15 protein-coding genes are annotated in these 14,067 nt (G+C 60.6%); 5 read left to right on the forward strand and 10 right to left on the reverse strand.

Going from position 1 to position 14,067, the window contains the following annotated elements:
* Positions 1–11 precede the first annotated feature (11 nt).
* Positions 12–1,172, reverse strand: coding sequence for a PA0069 family radical SAM protein (locus tag Q4481_RS01645; RefSeq protein WP_304374522.1), 1,161 nt, complete (start codon positions 1,170–1,172; stop codon positions 12–14).
* A gap of 123 nt (positions 1,173–1,295) precedes the next feature.
* On the opposite strand from Q4481_RS01645, the gene Q4481_RS01650 reads away from it, so the two are divergent.
* On the forward strand, positions 1,296–1,814 hold the full coding sequence (locus tag Q4481_RS01650; protein WP_304374523.1) for a glycosyltransferase family protein: 519 nt from the start codon (positions 1,296–1,298) through the stop codon (positions 1,812–1,814).
* 56 nt (positions 1,815–1,870) lie between these two features.
* On the opposite strand, the gene glyS is transcribed toward Q4481_RS01650, so the two are convergent.
* Positions 1,871–3,985, reverse strand: coding sequence for a glycine--tRNA ligase subunit beta (gene glyS / locus Q4481_RS01655; protein WP_304374524.1), 2,115 nt, complete (start codon positions 3,983–3,985; stop codon positions 1,871–1,873).
* Positions 3,986–4,186: 201 nt separating this feature from the next.
* On the opposite strand from glyS, the gene Q4481_RS01660 reads away from it, so the two are divergent.
* Positions 4,187–6,238, forward strand: a complete 2,052-nt coding sequence (locus Q4481_RS01660) for a sensor histidine kinase (RefSeq protein WP_304374525.1) — start codon at positions 4,187–4,189, stop codon at positions 6,236–6,238.
* Complete coding sequence (locus tag Q4481_RS01665; RefSeq protein ID WP_304374526.1) at positions 6,235–6,636, forward strand: response regulator transcription factor; 402 nt, start codon at positions 6,235–6,237, stop codon at positions 6,634–6,636. The genes Q4481_RS01660 and Q4481_RS01665 overlap by 4 nt, the downstream gene beginning before the upstream one ends.
* A 29-nt stretch (positions 6,637–6,665) precedes the next feature.
* Here the strand turns inward: Q4481_RS01665 and Q4481_RS01670 are convergent, their stop codons facing one another.
* Both Q4481_RS01670 and Q4481_RS01675 read right to left on the reverse strand, forming a co-directional pair.
* Entirely contained in the window at positions 6,666–8,582 is a 1,917-nt protein-coding gene (locus tag Q4481_RS01670) for a DUF2207 domain-containing protein (RefSeq protein WP_304374527.1), read from the reverse strand.
* An 8-nt stretch (positions 8,583–8,590) separates the two neighbouring features.
* Positions 8,591–9,139, reverse strand: coding sequence for a LemA family protein (locus Q4481_RS01675; protein ID WP_304374528.1), 549 nt, complete (start codon positions 9,137–9,139; stop codon positions 8,591–8,593).
* Positions 9,140–9,325: 186 nt separating this feature from the next.
* Between Q4481_RS01675 and Q4481_RS01680 the strand changes: the two genes are divergently transcribed.
* Positions 9,326–9,523: a hypothetical protein gene (locus Q4481_RS01680; protein ID WP_304374529.1), complete on the forward strand. Its 198-nt coding sequence runs from the start codon at positions 9,326–9,328 to the stop codon at positions 9,521–9,523.
* 134 nt (positions 9,524–9,657) lie between these two features.
* Here Q4481_RS01680 and Q4481_RS01685 read toward each other — a convergent pair whose 3' ends face one another.
* Positions 9,658–10,335 (reverse strand): DUF4328 domain-containing protein, encoded by a 678-nt coding sequence (locus tag Q4481_RS01685; protein ID WP_304374530.1) that lies wholly within the window; start codon positions 10,333–10,335, stop codon positions 9,658–9,660.
* A gap of 61 nt (positions 10,336–10,396) precedes the next feature.
* Positions 10,397–11,353 carry a glycine--tRNA ligase subunit alpha gene (locus Q4481_RS01690; protein WP_304374531.1) on the reverse strand — a complete coding sequence of 319 codons (957 nt, stop codon included), beginning with the start codon at positions 11,351–11,353 and terminating at the stop codon, positions 10,397–10,399.
* A 189-nt stretch (positions 11,354–11,542) separates the two neighbouring features.
* Here Q4481_RS01690 and Q4481_RS01695 point away from each other — a divergent pair, with 189 nt between their 5' ends.
* Positions 11,543–11,785, forward strand: coding sequence for a hypothetical protein (locus tag Q4481_RS01695; RefSeq protein ID WP_304374532.1), 243 nt, complete (start codon positions 11,543–11,545; stop codon positions 11,783–11,785).
* A 21-nt stretch (positions 11,786–11,806) separates the two neighbouring features.
* Here the strand turns inward: Q4481_RS01695 and Q4481_RS01700 are convergent, their stop codons facing one another.
* The 4 genes from Q4481_RS01700 to Q4481_RS01715 all read right to left on the reverse strand — a co-directional run bounded on the left by Q4481_RS01700 (position 11,807) and on the right by Q4481_RS01715 (position 14,037).
* The gene (locus tag Q4481_RS01700; protein ID WP_304374533.1) at positions 11,807–12,007 is read right to left on the reverse strand and encodes a hypothetical protein; all 201 of its coding nucleotides are present in this window, start codon (positions 12,005–12,007) and stop codon (positions 11,807–11,809) included.
* Positions 12,008–12,104: 97 nt separating this feature from the next.
* Positions 12,105–12,956, reverse strand: coding sequence for a S49 family peptidase (locus Q4481_RS01705; protein WP_304374534.1), 852 nt, complete (start codon positions 12,954–12,956; stop codon positions 12,105–12,107).
* A 71-nt stretch (positions 12,957–13,027) separates the two neighbouring features.
* The gene (locus tag Q4481_RS01710; RefSeq protein WP_304374535.1) at positions 13,028–13,819 is read right to left on the reverse strand and encodes a tRNA1(Val) (adenine(37)-N6)-methyltransferase; all 792 of its coding nucleotides are present in this window, start codon (positions 13,817–13,819) and stop codon (positions 13,028–13,030) included.
* Positions 13,816–14,037, reverse strand: coding sequence for a putative signal transducing protein (locus Q4481_RS01715; protein WP_304374536.1), 222 nt, complete (start codon positions 14,035–14,037; stop codon positions 13,816–13,818). Before Q4481_RS01715 ends, Q4481_RS01710 begins: the two co-directional genes overlap by 4 nt.
* Positions 14,038–14,067 lie beyond the last annotated feature (30 nt).

The raw sequence follows: 14,067 nt of genomic DNA on the forward strand, positions 1-14,067 counted from the left end.
GCTGCTGCCGTTCAGAGAAGGGAAAGCTGCACGCCCTGGCCGCTCGGCGGCACGAACAGGTCTGTATTCAGTTGCAGGCTCCGACCGCGACTGATGCCGAGACGCTTGGCGGCGAGCTCGAACCGGCGCGAAATCTGCCAGGCATAGGGGCCAGCCCCCTTCATGCGCTTGCCGAATTCGGCATCGTAATCCTTGCCGCCGCGCATCGAGCGGATCAGGCTCATCACATGCCGGTAACGATCGGGATAGTGGCGCAGCAGCCAGTCGCGAAAAAGCGGACTGACTTCGAGCGGCAGCCGCAGCAGGATATAGTTGGCCGATTGCACGCCTGCCGCCGCACCCGCATCGAGGATCCGCTCGATCTCGTGATCGTTGAGCGCCGGAATGACGGGCGCGATCATCATGCCAACCGGAACGCCGGCCTCGTTGAGCGCGCGGATCGCTTCCAGACGCCGGGCAGGGGTTGCTGCGCGCGGTTCCATCAGGCGGGCGAGCTTGCGGTCCATTGTCGTCACCGACAGGGCAACCTTCACAAGACCGCGGGCCGCCATTGAGGAGAGGATGTCGATGTCGCGCATGATGAGCGCCGATTTGGTGACGATCGAAACCGGATGGTTGGCCTTGTCCAGCACTTCAAGAATCTGCCGCATGATGCGCCATTCCTTCTCGATCGGCTGGTAGGGATCGGTGTTGGTGCCGATCGCAATCGGCTTGACCTTGTAGCCGGGTTTCGAAAGCTCGCGTTCCAGCAATCGTGCCGCATCCGGCTTGGCAAACAGCTTGGTCTCGAAATCGAGCCCCGCCGACAGGCCCATATAATCGTGCGTCGGACGGGCAAAGCAGTAGATGCAGCCATGTTCGCAACCCCGGTAGGGATTGATCGAGCGATCGAAGGGAATATCCGGGCTTTCGTTGCGGGTAATGATGGCGCGCGGCTTTTCCACCTGCACGTCGGTCTTGAATGGTTCGAGCGTTTCCAGCGTCTGCCAGCCATCGTCGAAACTCTCATGCTCGCGCTTTTCGAACCGTCCGGCCGGGTTGAGGGCCGCAGCCCGGCCGCGACGCCGGTCGACCTCGATCCGAAGCCCGGTTTCCTTGAGCAGCGCATCGGCAATATCCGCCGTGTTGGCAGGGGCGAACGCCGCCTGCCTGGAAAGAGACATGTTGATCATGGTCAGCTCCAGCGAGGCGACTCGAGCGCCTCTTCGTGATTATTTTCCTAACGCGAAAAATAGAACAATGCAAGAACAAAATGCCGACTCGCCTTTTGGAAAACCTTCCGTTAAAGGTAAGGAATGCTGACTGTTTTGTTGGAATGCCGGGACAACGAGCCCGAATTGGCCTATACGCTCGCCGTTCTGGTGTCGGGTGCCGTCGATGGTCTGGTGAGCGATGTCATCGTGCTTGATCACGGTTCGCGCGACGGTTCCGCTCGTGTGGCCGATGCTGCCGGCTGCCGCTTTATCAGCGACTGGAATCTCGCCGAACTCCTGGGCTCGGCCCGCGGCGAATGGCTTCTGCTTCTCGAACCGGGTGCCCGGCCGCAAGCCGGCTGGATCGAGGAAATCGCCGAATATGCGATGGTCGCCAAGGCACCGGCGCGGTTCTCACCGTCACGAACCTTCCGCCATCCGTTGCTGAAGCGGCTCTTTCGCCGTCCGGGGCGCCTGGAGCATGGTTACCTGTTGCCGAAGCGGGAGGCCACGTCGAAGGCAGGCGCGGGGCAGGGGCTTGCGGCGCTCGCCAACGGCAGGCCCGTCCGTACCTTGCGGTCGGAAATCATCCCCGCCTGGGTGATCCGCAACGGCCATTGAGCCGTTGCGCAAGTGGTAAATAGATGCGGCCTGTGCGGGACCGCTTGCTCCGGCTATCAGCCGCTGATCTTCGAGAAATCGGCAACCGTTGCCGTGGCGGCACGAATGGCGGAAAGCAGCGCCAGCCGGTTGGCACGAATGGCGGCATCCTCGTCATTGACCAGCACATCGGTAAAGAATTGGTCCACCGGTGCGCGCAGTCGGGAGAGCGCTTCCATGGCGCTCGCGAAATCTTCGGCCTCGATGGCCGAACGGGCATCCTGGCTGGCCTTGACGATCGCCTGATGCAGGCCGGTTTCCGCCGGCAGCTTCAGCAGCGATAGATCGATGGTCGCGCCGATCACTGTGCCCTTCTTCTCTTCGGCGGCCAGAAGCTGGGTCGCGCGCTTGGTACCGGCCAGCAGGTTCTTGCCGTCCTCGGTATCGATGAAGGCGGCCAGCGCTTCGGCCTTGCGGTTCACCGTCACCAGATCATCGGCATCGCCGGAAAGCACGGCATCGACGATATCGTGCCGCTTGCCATTGTCGCGCAGATAGACCTTCAGCCGGTCATGGAAGAAGGAGAGCAGGTCGCGATCATTGGTAACCGAAAGAAGCGGCAGGCGGATGCCATTCTCCAGCAGAATGCGGATGACGCCCAGCGCTGCACGGCGCAGCGCATAGGGGTCTTTCGAGCCGGTTGGCTTCTCGTCGATCGCCCAGAAACCGGTCAGCGTGTCGAGCTTGTCGGCGAGCGCCACGGTAATGGCCACCGGATCGGTGGGGATGCGGTCAGACGGGCCCTGCGGCTTGTAATGGTCTTCGATGGCGGTGGCCACCGAGGCATCTTCGCCCTGCAGAATCGCATATTTACGGCCCATCAGCCCCTGCAATTCGGGAAATTCGCCCACGGCTTCGGTGCGCAGGTCGGCCTTGGCCAGCACCACGGCGCGATCGACCAGGCTGGCATCGGCCCCTGTCTGTCGTGCGAGCTGTGCGGCAAGATCGCGGATCCGGGCCACGCGCTGGCCCTGGCTGCCCAGACGGGCATGGAAGGTCACGCCGAGATGGTCGAGCTTCGCCATACGCTGGTCGAGCGGCTTTGTGAGATCGAGATGGAACTTCTTTGCCGAGGCTTCGAGTTCGGCGAGATCGGGCAGGTCCATCTGGTCGCGGGTGTAGAAATGCTTGGCGTCGGAGAGGCGCGCGCGCACCACCTTGCCATTGCCATGGATGATCTCGCGGCCATCATCATGGGCGGAAATGTTCGACACCAGAATGAAGCGGTTGGAGAGTTCCTCGCTGCCCTGCTTGCGGGTCACGAAACATTTCTGGTTGGTCTTGATGGTCAGCCGGATGATTTCGCCCGGAATGGCGAGATAATCTTCCTCGAAGGCGCCCATCAGCACATGCGGATATTCAACGAGGCCCGATACTTCTTCGAGCAGGCCTTCATCCTCGACGAGGTCGAGACCAGCTGCGAAGGTGATGTTCTTGGCATCGGTGAGGATGATCTGCTTGCGGCGTTCCGCATCGAGGACCACGCGGGCGGCCTCGAGGCTCGAAACATAATCGGAAAAGCGCTTGACGGTGATGGCTTCCGGCGCATGGAAACGGTGGCCATAGGTGATGTTGGATGCCACGATGCCATCGATCTCGAACGGGATGACGCTGGTTTCCTCATGCTCGCTGCCAAAGGTGCAGACGATCGATTGCAGTGGCCGCACCCAGCGCAGCGCGCCCGGGCGCGAAGAGGCCGTTCCCGAACGCATGCTCTTCGGCCAGGGAAACTCGCGGATGATGCGCGGCATCACCTCGGCAATGATCTCCTCGGCAGCGCGGCCCGGCTTCTTGAGGATCGCGACATAGAAATCACCCTTCTTCGGGTCGGTACGGGTTTCCGCTTCCGTGATCGAGGCAAGGCCGGCGCCACGCAGAAAGCCGTCGATTGCCTGCTGCGGCGCCGTCACGCTCGGGCCCTTCTTCTCTTCCACGCTGTCGGCGGAGCGTGCCGTAAGGCCGCGGATATCGAGCGTCAGCCGGCGCGGCGTCCAGTATTCACGGCCGCCCTCATAGGTCAGGCCGGCCTCGACCAGCGCATCGGTCACAAGCTTTTTGAGGTCGCCTGCCGCCTTGCGCTGCATGCGGGCGGGGATTTCCTCGGAGCGAAGTTCGATGAGAAGATCGGGCATGGGTCTAGGCCTTCGGGACTGTCTGAAAAACTGCGCCGGACCTAGCAAGTTCCGCACTGTTTGTCATGCTGGAATTGCATGCGCCGTTCCGGCTCTCCGAAGAGAAAAGCGGCACGTCTAAAATTTTAGCCGTCGCTGGCAGGCTTTGTTAGTGCGCAACCTCTAATGTTAGACGTCCGAACGAACTGCAGGGAGGCCCCTATGCCGCAAGCAGTCTGGAACAAGGTGCCGGTCTGGGCGCTTGTCACCACAAGGGCGATGCTGCGCTGGATGCATGGCGCAAACAGCCGCGATGAGGTTCTCGCGGGCGTTCTGGGCGAAATCGTTGCCACCCGCGAATTCGATCTCGGCCCCTGTGCAGCCATTTTCAACGAAACGCCCTATGGCGAACAGCACAAGCTCCTGTTCCAAACCAAGGCTGACTGGCGTTCGATCCCTTTGACCTATGATCCGCAGACTGGCCTTGTGAACCCCATGAGCCAGGAAATCCGGGATCGGGCCTATCTCCTGCCTTTGCGGGAACGCGCAAGTGGAAAGGTCTTTGGAACGGTCCTGTTCATCGGAAACAGCCCGCATCGCATCGATAGCGACAAGATGGAGGTCCTGAAGCTGCTGGTCGACGATCTGGCCGATATCGTCCTGCACCGCCGCCGGGCTGACGCCGATCATCAATTTGCCGATCTGGTCGAAATCTCGACGGACGAAATCTATCTCTTCGATCCGGCGACGCTCGAAATCTTTCGCGCCAATGGTACGGCATCGATCAAGACAGGTTATCGCGAGGACCAGCTGATCCGCATGACGCCACTGTCGCTTAAGCCGGAAATGCAGCTGCGCGACTACCGGCGGCTGATCGAGCCGGTCCTGCATGGGCACGAGAAGTTCGTAACCTTCGACACGGTGCAGGTTCGCCGCGATGGCAGCCGCTATCGGGTCACGGTCAAGGTCATCTCGCTTCGTGGCGAGAAGGGTGAGTGCCTGGCGGAAGTCGTGGTCGATACCACCGAAGAACAGCGCAAGGTGCTCGGCATTCTCCAGGCTGCGTTCGAAGCTTTCCCGGGCGGAATCGCGGTCTTCGATCATCGTCTCGAGCTGATGATTGCCAACCGCAATCTCTACGATCTTCTTGATGTGAGGCCGGACGCCTTCCCTCCGGGCGCCAGCTTCGAGAGCCTCATCCGCATCAATGCCGAACGCGGCGAATATGGCGACGGCAATATCGACGCGCTGGTGCAGGAGCGCGTCAATCACGCGCGACTTTTCCTGCCCCACAGTTTCGAGCGGATGAACGCGCTGGGCCGGGTTCTGGCCGTGCGTGCCGAGCCGCTGACAGCCGGCGGCTATATTCTCTGCTACACCGATATCACCATCCGCAAGAAGGCGGAACTGGAACTGATCCGTCACCGGGACCAGTTGGAAGAGCAGGTCAGGGCGCGCACGCTGGAAATCAAGGCGCAGGCGCGGGCGCTCGAAGAGGCGCTCGAGCATGAAAAGCAGATCAATGCCATGCAACGCCAGTTCGTCACCATGACGAGCCATGAATTCCGGACACCACTGACGATCATCGATGGTGCCGCCCAAAGGCTTCTGCGCCGCAAGGGGGAAGTCGAGCGGGAATTCCTGAGCGAAAAGGCCGGGCAGATCCGGGCATCGGTCGCCCGCATGGTCGAACTTATGGAGAGTTTCCTGTCGGCCGGCCGCATGACCAATGGCAAGATGGAACTCACGCTTGGCGACTGTGCGATCCGGTCGCTGGTCGAACAGGTGGCATCGCGCCAAAGTGAACTTTCAAGCCGGCATCGCATTCATCTCGATCTCGACAGGCTGCCGGCCAGGATCCGCTGCGATGCGCTCGGCATCCGCCAGACCATCACCAACCTGTTGTCGAATGCGGTGAAATATTCTCCCAACGCAACGGACATCGAGATCACCGGCTGGAGCGAAGGCGACCATGCCTGCATTTCCTTCCGCGACCACGGAGTCGGTATCGATGCCGACGACTTGCCGAAAATGTTCTCGCTCTATTTCAGGGCCCGTACCTCCACCGGAATTGCCGGAACCGGCATCGGGCTCAACCTGATCAAGCAGATCGTCGATCTTCATGGCGGCGATGTGCGGGTGGAAAGCGAGCGGGGAAAGGGGTCGAATTTCACCCTCGTGCTTCCGATTGCCGGTCCGCCCACGGAGATGGGCAACGAAGCGGCGTCGCAACAATTCCGTTCGATCGAACCAGAAGAAAGGAAATCAGCATGATTACGATTCTCTGCGTTGAAGACGAAATCGATGTCCGCGAATTGCTGGTCGAGGAATTGCAGGATGCCGGCTTGAGGGTGCTGCAGGCGACCAACGGCAAGGAGGGCCTCGAGCAGATCTTGCGGCACCGGCCGGATATCGTGGTGTCAGACATCACCATGCCGGAAATGGACGGCATCGAGCTTCTGGCCGAATTGCAGATCAACTATCCGCAATTCTCCAACATGCCTTTCATTTTCCTCACCGCGCTTGCAGATCGGGAAAAGATGCTGGAAGGCATGCGGGCCGGCGCCGACAATTACATGACCAAGCCCATCGATTTCGATGTCCTGATGGCCAAGATCCAGGGTCTGGTGCTGCGGATCGAAAACCGCGTGGCGGCCGGTCTCGAATTCTGATCCCGGCCGCGAAAATGGCGCGCGACCGGCTACCAGCCGCCGCCGCCACCGCCGCCGCCACCGCCGGATGATCCGCCCGAAGAAAAGCCCGAGGACGAGCTTTTCGGCGGTGGTGGCAACGAGGCGCTGATGGTGGAGCCGAGCGAGGAGGAAAAGCGTCCCATCCGCTCGCCGAAACGGTCGTGGTCATAGGCGCCGTGATACCAGTTTGGCTGATAATCTGCAGCGGAGCCGGCCTTATCTAGCCAGGACTGAAATGCGTCGGACCATGGTTTTTCGACCCCGAGCGCCATCGCATAGGGAAGCAGCCGCTCGTAATGCTGCGGCGACATGGTCGGGGCACCGGCCATGTTCATGCGGTCCTTTTCAGCCACCGTCAGATAGAGCCTCAGTCCTTCGATGCCATCGCGCAGCTTGCGGCCGAGCGGTGTCGCCGCCCCCATGATGGTGGTGAAGAAAACGGCGATGATCAGCATCGCGCCGGTAAAGCCGAGCGCGATCAGGTCGCTCTTCTGTTGGATCATCTCGAATGCGAGCACGACCGACGTGCCGATGACCAGAAGAAGCGCCAGCCAGAAGATGGCGAGCATGACCCCGGCAAAGAAGCGCAGGGCAGCCGATGTCGAGGACATGACCGTGGCCCCCAGCACCGACGAAAAGATCGCCACGACAAGAAAGACGATGGAGGGCACGATCGTCAGTCCAAGCATGGCTTCGCTCTGGTGGCCGAAGACGATCGTCACCACGAAGGCCAGGACGGTCAGGATGATACCGAGCGCAATCGACCCGACATTGTAGCGGTGGTAGCGACCGGAATGATCTTTGTCGATGGCGCTCCTGAACGTCTCGCCAAGCTTCTGCACGCGGCTCCCGTTGGCCTTGGCGATGGCGAAGGAGGCGCCGGTGCTGCGAAGATAGTTGTAGATCGTGTCTTCGCCGGGCGGCAACGCCTCTTTCGGTTCGTCCGGCGTCCGGCTCAGCGTCACCGTCTCGCCGACATCATCGAGCTTGATATGGCCCTTGACGGCAAGATCGACCATCGATGCGGCAAAGGCCGTCCAGCCGCCGTTGGAAAAACCCTTGTTGGCGACATAGTTGACGAGAGCCGGCGACAGGCCTTCCGGCGCATCCCAGCGCGGCACGATGATGCCCTTGGAGGGATCGCGGCCGACCCGGAACCAGTTCACCACATAATAGAGCAGGACAACGAGAAAGGCGCCGATAGCCAGCAGCATATTCCAGCTGTCGCTCATCTGCCACCGCGCAAGATCCTCCTCCGATGGCGGATCGATGGCGCCCTTCGCGAACTTGACGCCGATGGTCAGCCCCTCCTTGACGTTGAGCGGAAAGGTGGTGGCAAAGAAAACCTCGCCATCCTCTTCCATCACCCGGGCCTTCTTGCCCGTGGCGCCTTCCGGTCCGGTGAAGAAGGTCGTGGCTTCGGGCCTCACGCCGTCCGGCAGCACCACGGTGGCAGACGCTTCCATGATGGCAAATTCCCACCGTGTGCCGGTGACGTTCCAGAACAGTTCGTCATGGGTCGGAAAGTAGCGGATCTGCCGGCCTGTCTCGTAGGTGATCTGGAAACTATGCTCGCCCGGCTCCAGAAAAACATCCTCCTTGCCGATATAGATGCGGATGCCACCATCGATGGTTTCGGTATGGTAGTCGTCGGGCGCGCCATCGCGTTCCACCGAAAGCAGCGAAAAATCCACCCTGTGGGTGGCGCCGTCGTCGCCAACGAAGGTCAGCGGAAAATCGCGATAGATGCCGCGGCGGATCCGGCTGCCCTCGGCATTGACCTTGATGGTTTCGGTCACCGTCATCTTGCCGCTCTTGGCAAGCTCGATCACCGAATGAAAGGAGAGGATGCGCTCGTCCGCGCGCGCCGGTAAAGCGGCCAGGAGCAGGAAGAGCAGGGGCAGGAAACGGAGGAACTTGCCCATGGCAGGTCTCAGAATTTGACGGTCGGAACGGCCCGGTCGGCCGGGTTCTCGATTTCGAAATAGTCCTTCTTCCGGAAGCCGAACGGGCCGGCGATGAGGTTGCCCGGGAAACTTTCGACCTTGATGTTCAGTTCGCGTGCCGAGCCGTTGTAATAGCGGCGGGCCATCTGCAATTCGCCCTCGATCCCTTCGAGCGAGCGCTGAAGTTCCATGAAATTCTGGTTCGCCTTGAGATCGGGATAGGCTTCGGCAAGCGCGAACACCTTGCCGAGCGCCTGGCTGAGCATGCCCTCGGCGGCACTGCGGGCAGCGACATCGCCTTGCGGCACGCCCTGGGCCCGGTTGCGCAGCTCGACAACCTGTTCAAGCGTGGTCTTTTCGTGCGCCGCATAGCCCTTGACCGTCTCGATCAGGTTGGGGATCAGGTCGGCACGCCGCTTGAGCTGCACATCGATGCCCGACCAGGCCTCCTCGGCCATCTGCCGGGCGCGGACGAGCCCGTTATAGAGAAAGATGATGATCGCGACGACGACCACGGCTGCGATGATGTAATACATGGCGCCCCTCCGGTATTCCTGCCTTTCCGAGACTAACGTTTCAGATGACAAAAGTCATGCGACCGCCAGAGAGAATTTCTTGCATCAGCACCTGTTCATTCTTCGTCTCTGTCACTTCGGAAACTGAAGAAATCGTGCTTGCGGCGCATCCTGGTTTTCAAGTTGAAACCAACCGGACAGCCCGCCATGAAACCGCTTGCTCTGATGATCAACATCTTCGCCTTCGCCGTGTTGTTCTTCGACTATGCGGTAGCCATGCAGCCCGTTCAGCCCGCCGGCATGCGCCGCTGCCTGCAGATCTATGCCGGTCAGCTGCCGACGGGTGCCTTCCCGACGCTCAAGCCTGTCTGGGAGCTGGGCGTCAAGGAAAGCGATCTGATTTGAGTGGACCCGAATTGGGGCGATGGAAAACTCGCGCCTCAATCGGCATGTTGATCAGCATTCACCCGCCAAAGTGCCATCGAGAATGTTGCCGCATGCGAAACACCGATTGAAAACGATCATATGCGTCTTGCATGTTATGATTCCGGAATATCTGGTTGGAGCCGACCAGCGATGGCCTGCTGCAACAATTCCATTTTCAAAGCAAATCGGGTGGATAACCACAGGGCCAGAAGCATCAGCAGATTACCTGCGGCGACGGTTAAAAGCGCAACCGCATACTGCTGCCCGGAATTGGCATCCTCAACCATAGAACCAGCGGCCACGAGGAGGATCATCGCAAGCTTTGTCACCGCGCCTGTCGTCAAGCCCTGGACGCTGCGGTTCACCGATTCCTTGTTGATAAGGTTTTCGAGTGCTGTTTCGAGTTCATCGAGCAAGAGCATCGGCATGACGAGACCCAGCACGGGAACGAAGTGATAGACAATCCCAATCCACGGGCTGAACCTGGTGCGGCCGCCAGCCCGGCGGACAAACCGCATCGAAAGGAAAAGCCATACCAGCCATAGGAGCCCAGCCGCGACCAACAGCAGGAACAGGGCGAGAAAAGTCACCTCGTCCACGCTTGGCCACACATTGGGTTCGATGGGCAGAGAGTTGGGAGGAATGAGCGCCTCGGGCCCACCCAGCAACATCATTGCGATCATGCCGATATGGATCACAATCCCGAACATTGACAACGCGGCGATCACCGCGAAGATCCTGCGTACCCTGCCGATCAGCGAAGCACGCCGCTGCAACTCGTTATCCGACACAAATGCCCCCAAGGTCCCTGCAGGTACCTAAGAAGATTCGCGCCTTGATTGCAAGTTGGGCTCAGCCCGCCTTGTCCCAATTCACGCCGCCGGCATCGGTCAGCAGGAAGGCTTCGCCGCAGGCCTTGGCCAGCGTGCGGACGCGCAGGATGTAGCTCTGCCGTTCGGTCACCGAAATCACGCCGCGCGCATCGAGCAGGTTGAAGACGTGGGAAGCCTTGATGCACTGGTCATAGGCCGGGAAGACACATTTGTGCAGCTTGATATTGTCGGATTCGGCAGGTGCGCCTGCGGCCAGCAGCGCCTGGCATTCGCGTTCGGCATCCTCGAAATGCCGATGCAGCATTTCGGTGTTGGCGAACTCGAAATTGTGGCGCGAATATTCCTGTTCGGCCTGCAGGAAGACATCGCCATAACTGATCTTCTCGTCGCCTTCGCGGCCGTTGAAGTTCAGGTCATAGACATTGTCGACGCCCTGCACATACATGGCGAGGCGTTCCAGACCGTAAGTCAGTTCGCCCGAGACCGGCGAACATTCGATGCCGCAGACCTGTTGGAAATAGGTGAACTGGCTGACTTCCATGCCGTCGCACCAGCATTCCCAGCCCAGACCCCAGGCGCCGAGTGTCGGGCTTTCCCAATCGTCCTCGACGAAGCGGATATCGTGCAGTAGCGGATCGAGCCCGATCGCCTTCAGCGAACCGAGATAAAGTTCCTGCAGGTTCGACGGGTTCGGCTTCAGGATCACCTGATACTGGTAATAGTGCTGCAGGCGGTTGGGGTTTTCGCCATAGCGACCGTCCGACGGGCGCCGCGACGGCTGCACATAGGCTGCCTTCCAGGGCTTCGGACCGAGCGCGCGCAGCGTTGTTGCCGGATGGAATGTGCCGGCACCCACTTCCATGTCGTAAGGCTGCAGCACCGCGCAACCCTTGTCGGCCCAGTAATTGTGCAGCGTCAGGATCAGGGCCTGAAAGGAACGCTTGGGATCCATATGGGGCGGGACGGTTGCGGTCATCGTCATATTCCGGAAAGGGGTCGAATTGCGCCGGACAGGTGCCATGCGCGGCGCCAAGGGTCAAGAGGAAAGGGCAAGAGCTTTGGTACTCCTCGCCTTGTCGGGGCGATGCATTTTCGACCGTCGAAACGCTTGGTTGCCTGTCAACCGGCTTTCCATTAGGATTTGGTTGCACTGCGGGAGAGACCGATGCCCGAGACACTGTCAATCGAATTGCCGGATGATTTGCGGAGCTTTGCCGAGCGTCAGGTCCGTCTGCACGGCTTCGGCTCGCTATCGCACTATATCGCCCATCTGCTTGCCGAGGCGCGGGATACGACCGATACGCTGGGCGACATGGCCGAACGGGTGCGCCGCCAGATGACCGCAACCGACGAAGAGTGGCTGAACGAGGAGCTTGCCTATCGCCGGCTCACGGAGACCGAAAATTGATTGAGTTTTGACCCTCGGGCGTCACGCCTCATCAGCCCGCTTGACGCGATATTCGCCGGTCACGGGATCCTGAACCAGCGTGCCGGAGGCGCCGTTGGCGGTGGCCTTGCGCTTTTCCTCATTGCGCCGCGCCAGCTTGATCGCATCGGCAACGAACTTCTTGTAGACAACCCAGCCGATGATCGCCACCACCAGCACGAAAATGACTTTCGACAGTCCCACCACCAACTCCCCAGATAGACCAGCGTAGATTTAGCCATTTTCCGCGAAAAGCGCCATCAGGCAAATGCAATGCGTCCGCGGAAAGCGGATAAGCGCATCAAAGGCCGTAACGCCCCCACCATGCACGTTCTTCTGCGGTATCCACGAGCCCCTGTGCCAGGCCGATGCCGATGGCAGCCGGTTGCGAGGCACCCAGCAGACGGCCCAGAAAGCCCTTCTGCGTGCCGATCACCTCGGTTTCGATCTTGTCGCCATAGCGCTTGCGCAACTCGCTATGGAGATCGCCGAGCCCATCGACGAGACCGAGCGCCAGCCCGCGTTCGCCCGACCAGAACAGGCCGGTAAAGAGGTCGGGATCGTCGGCGAGCTTGCTGCCACGGCGCTCCTTGACCATGTCGATGAATATCTTGTGGACGTCGGCCTGCAGCGCTTTGAGATGCGCGATGTCGCTCTCCTTCTCCGGCATGAAGGGATCGAGCACCGATTTGTTTTCACCGGATGTATAGACGCGTCGCTCGATGCCGAGCTTCTTGATCAGCTCCGGAAAGCCGAAGCCGCCGGAAATGACACCGATCGAGCCGACGATCGAGGTCGGATCGGCGATGATCTCATCGCCGGCAAGCGCAATCATGTAGCCGCCAGACGCGGCCACATCCTCGACGAAAACGATGACCTTCTTGTCCTTCTCGCGGGCCAGATCACGGATGCGCAGAAAGATGGCGCGCGATTGTACCGGCGAACCGCCGGGCGAATTGATCGCAATCGCCACCGCCGGCGACTTCTTCATGTCGAAGGCCTTCTTCAGCCGGTTCTCGACACTCTGCAGGTTGAGCGCAGGGCGAAGCGCGCTGCCGCCCGACTGAATGACGCCGGAAAGGCGCACGACGGGAATGACGGTTTTCGACTGGCGGAATTTCTTGGGAACAAGCCGTTTGAGGGCGTCAAGCATGGTCTATCCGTATTTGAACTGAACTGTCATGTAGTGCGCCAGGCCCGAAACGCAAGCGCGGGGCCAATGGCTTACGACGGCTGCTGCTTGCGGACGATCCGTCCGTAGGCCCTGCGGCCATTGTTGAGATCATCCACATCGGGCAGAAAGCGATGGCTTTCGCCCTCATGCATGAAGATGGGCGAGCGGATGGTCAGCCGCGCCCGCGAGCCCTTGACCGCACTGACCAGAAGCCGGATGGCCGCATCGCCCTGCCGCGGATGCAGGAAGGTGATTTCAAGCCCGCCGAAGCGTTTGCCGCAGGCATCGATGATCTCGGCGATCGATTCCGGCCGCGCAATCAGCGAAACTTGGCCGCCCGGTTTCAGAATGGCGCCGGCAGTGCGGATCCAGGCCTCGAACAGCCCCTCATGCATGGCATGCGCCTCGGATTTGAGCGCATCCGGCGTCTTGCGGTCACTGGCATTGTTGAAGGGTGGGTTCATGATAACATGGTCGAAATGATCGTCGGGAAGCCCGGCCGCCACTCGCGCCCGGCCCTTGAGCGTCACATCCGCCTCGATGACGGTGAGCCGGTCCGCAATCGCTGCGTTTTCGGCAAGGGCAACGCTGCGGCGGCAATAGTCCGCCATTTCCGGCATCTTTTCGACCAGCCAGACTTCGGCATCGGCAAGGCGGGCGGCAACACCCATGCCGGCAGCGCCGGCGCCGGCGCCAAGGTCTGCGACCCTGATGGCGCCTTTCGCCTCGACCATCGACGCAAGCAGCATCGCATCCATGCCGGAGCGGTGGCCGCGCCCCTTCGGCTGCAGCACATGGAAGACGCCGAAATGAAAGGCGTCGATCGTCTCCGTCACCGTCATGGGCGCAGTTCCGCACCCAGGCCGGCGTCGGTCAGCAGTCGCCGCGCCTCGGTTTCGCGATCGCTTTCCACCAGCAGACGCCGGGGCAACATGCCGATCGAGCCTTCGAGAATGCTCATTGCCTGATCGGCGATCAGGCAATGAATGCCGGCATCTCTCAACAGGCTTTCGGCAAAGGAAAGCGCCACAGGATCGTTGGTCCGGATGATTTCGATCAAGATTTCACCTTCTTTTCGTCATTTTCCGTT

It is taken from the genome of Fluviirhizobium alvei, assembly GCF_030551875.1.
Taxonomy (GTDB): domain Bacteria; phylum Pseudomonadota; class Alphaproteobacteria; order Rhizobiales; family Rhizobiaceae; genus Rhizobium_E; species Rhizobium_E alvei.

Bases quoted from the DNA above. Each gene is read 5' to 3' on its own strand.
- Q4481_RS01645 (WP_304374522.1), bottom strand. From the start codon at position 1,172: ATGATCAACATGTCTCTTTCCAGGCAGGCGGCGTTCGCCCCTGCCAAC.
- Q4481_RS01650 (WP_304374523.1), top strand. From the start codon at position 1,296: ATGCTGACTGTTTTGTTGGAATGCCGGGACAACGAGCCCGAATTGGCC.
- glyS (WP_304374524.1), bottom strand. From the start codon at position 3,985: ATGCCCGATCTTCTCATCGAACTTCGCTCCGAGGAAATCCCCGCCCGC.
- Q4481_RS01660 (WP_304374525.1), top strand. From the start codon at position 4,187: ATGCCGCAAGCAGTCTGGAACAAGGTGCCGGTCTGGGCGCTTGTCACC.
- Q4481_RS01665 (WP_304374526.1), top strand. From the start codon at position 6,235: ATGATTACGATTCTCTGCGTTGAAGACGAAATCGATGTCCGCGAATTG.
- Q4481_RS01670 (WP_304374527.1), bottom strand. From the start codon at position 8,582: ATGGGCAAGTTCCTCCGTTTCCTGCCCCTGCTCTTCCTGCTCCTGGCC.
- Q4481_RS01675 (WP_304374528.1), bottom strand. From the start codon at position 9,139: ATGTATTACATCATCGCAGCCGTGGTCGTCGTCGCGATCATCATCTTT.
- Q4481_RS01680 (WP_304374529.1), top strand. From the start codon at position 9,326: ATGAAACCGCTTGCTCTGATGATCAACATCTTCGCCTTCGCCGTGTTG.
- Q4481_RS01690 (WP_304374531.1), bottom strand. From the start codon at position 11,353: ATGACCGCAACCGTCCCGCCCCATATGGATCCCAAGCGTTCCTTTCAG.
- Q4481_RS01695 (WP_304374532.1), top strand. From the start codon at position 11,543: ATGCCCGAGACACTGTCAATCGAATTGCCGGATGATTTGCGGAGCTTT.
- Q4481_RS01705 (WP_304374534.1), bottom strand. From the start codon at position 12,956: ATGCTTGACGCCCTCAAACGGCTTGTTCCCAAGAAATTCCGCCAGTCG.
- Q4481_RS01710 (WP_304374535.1), bottom strand. From the start codon at position 13,819: ATGACGGTGACGGAGACGATCGACGCCTTTCATTTCGGCGTCTTCCAT.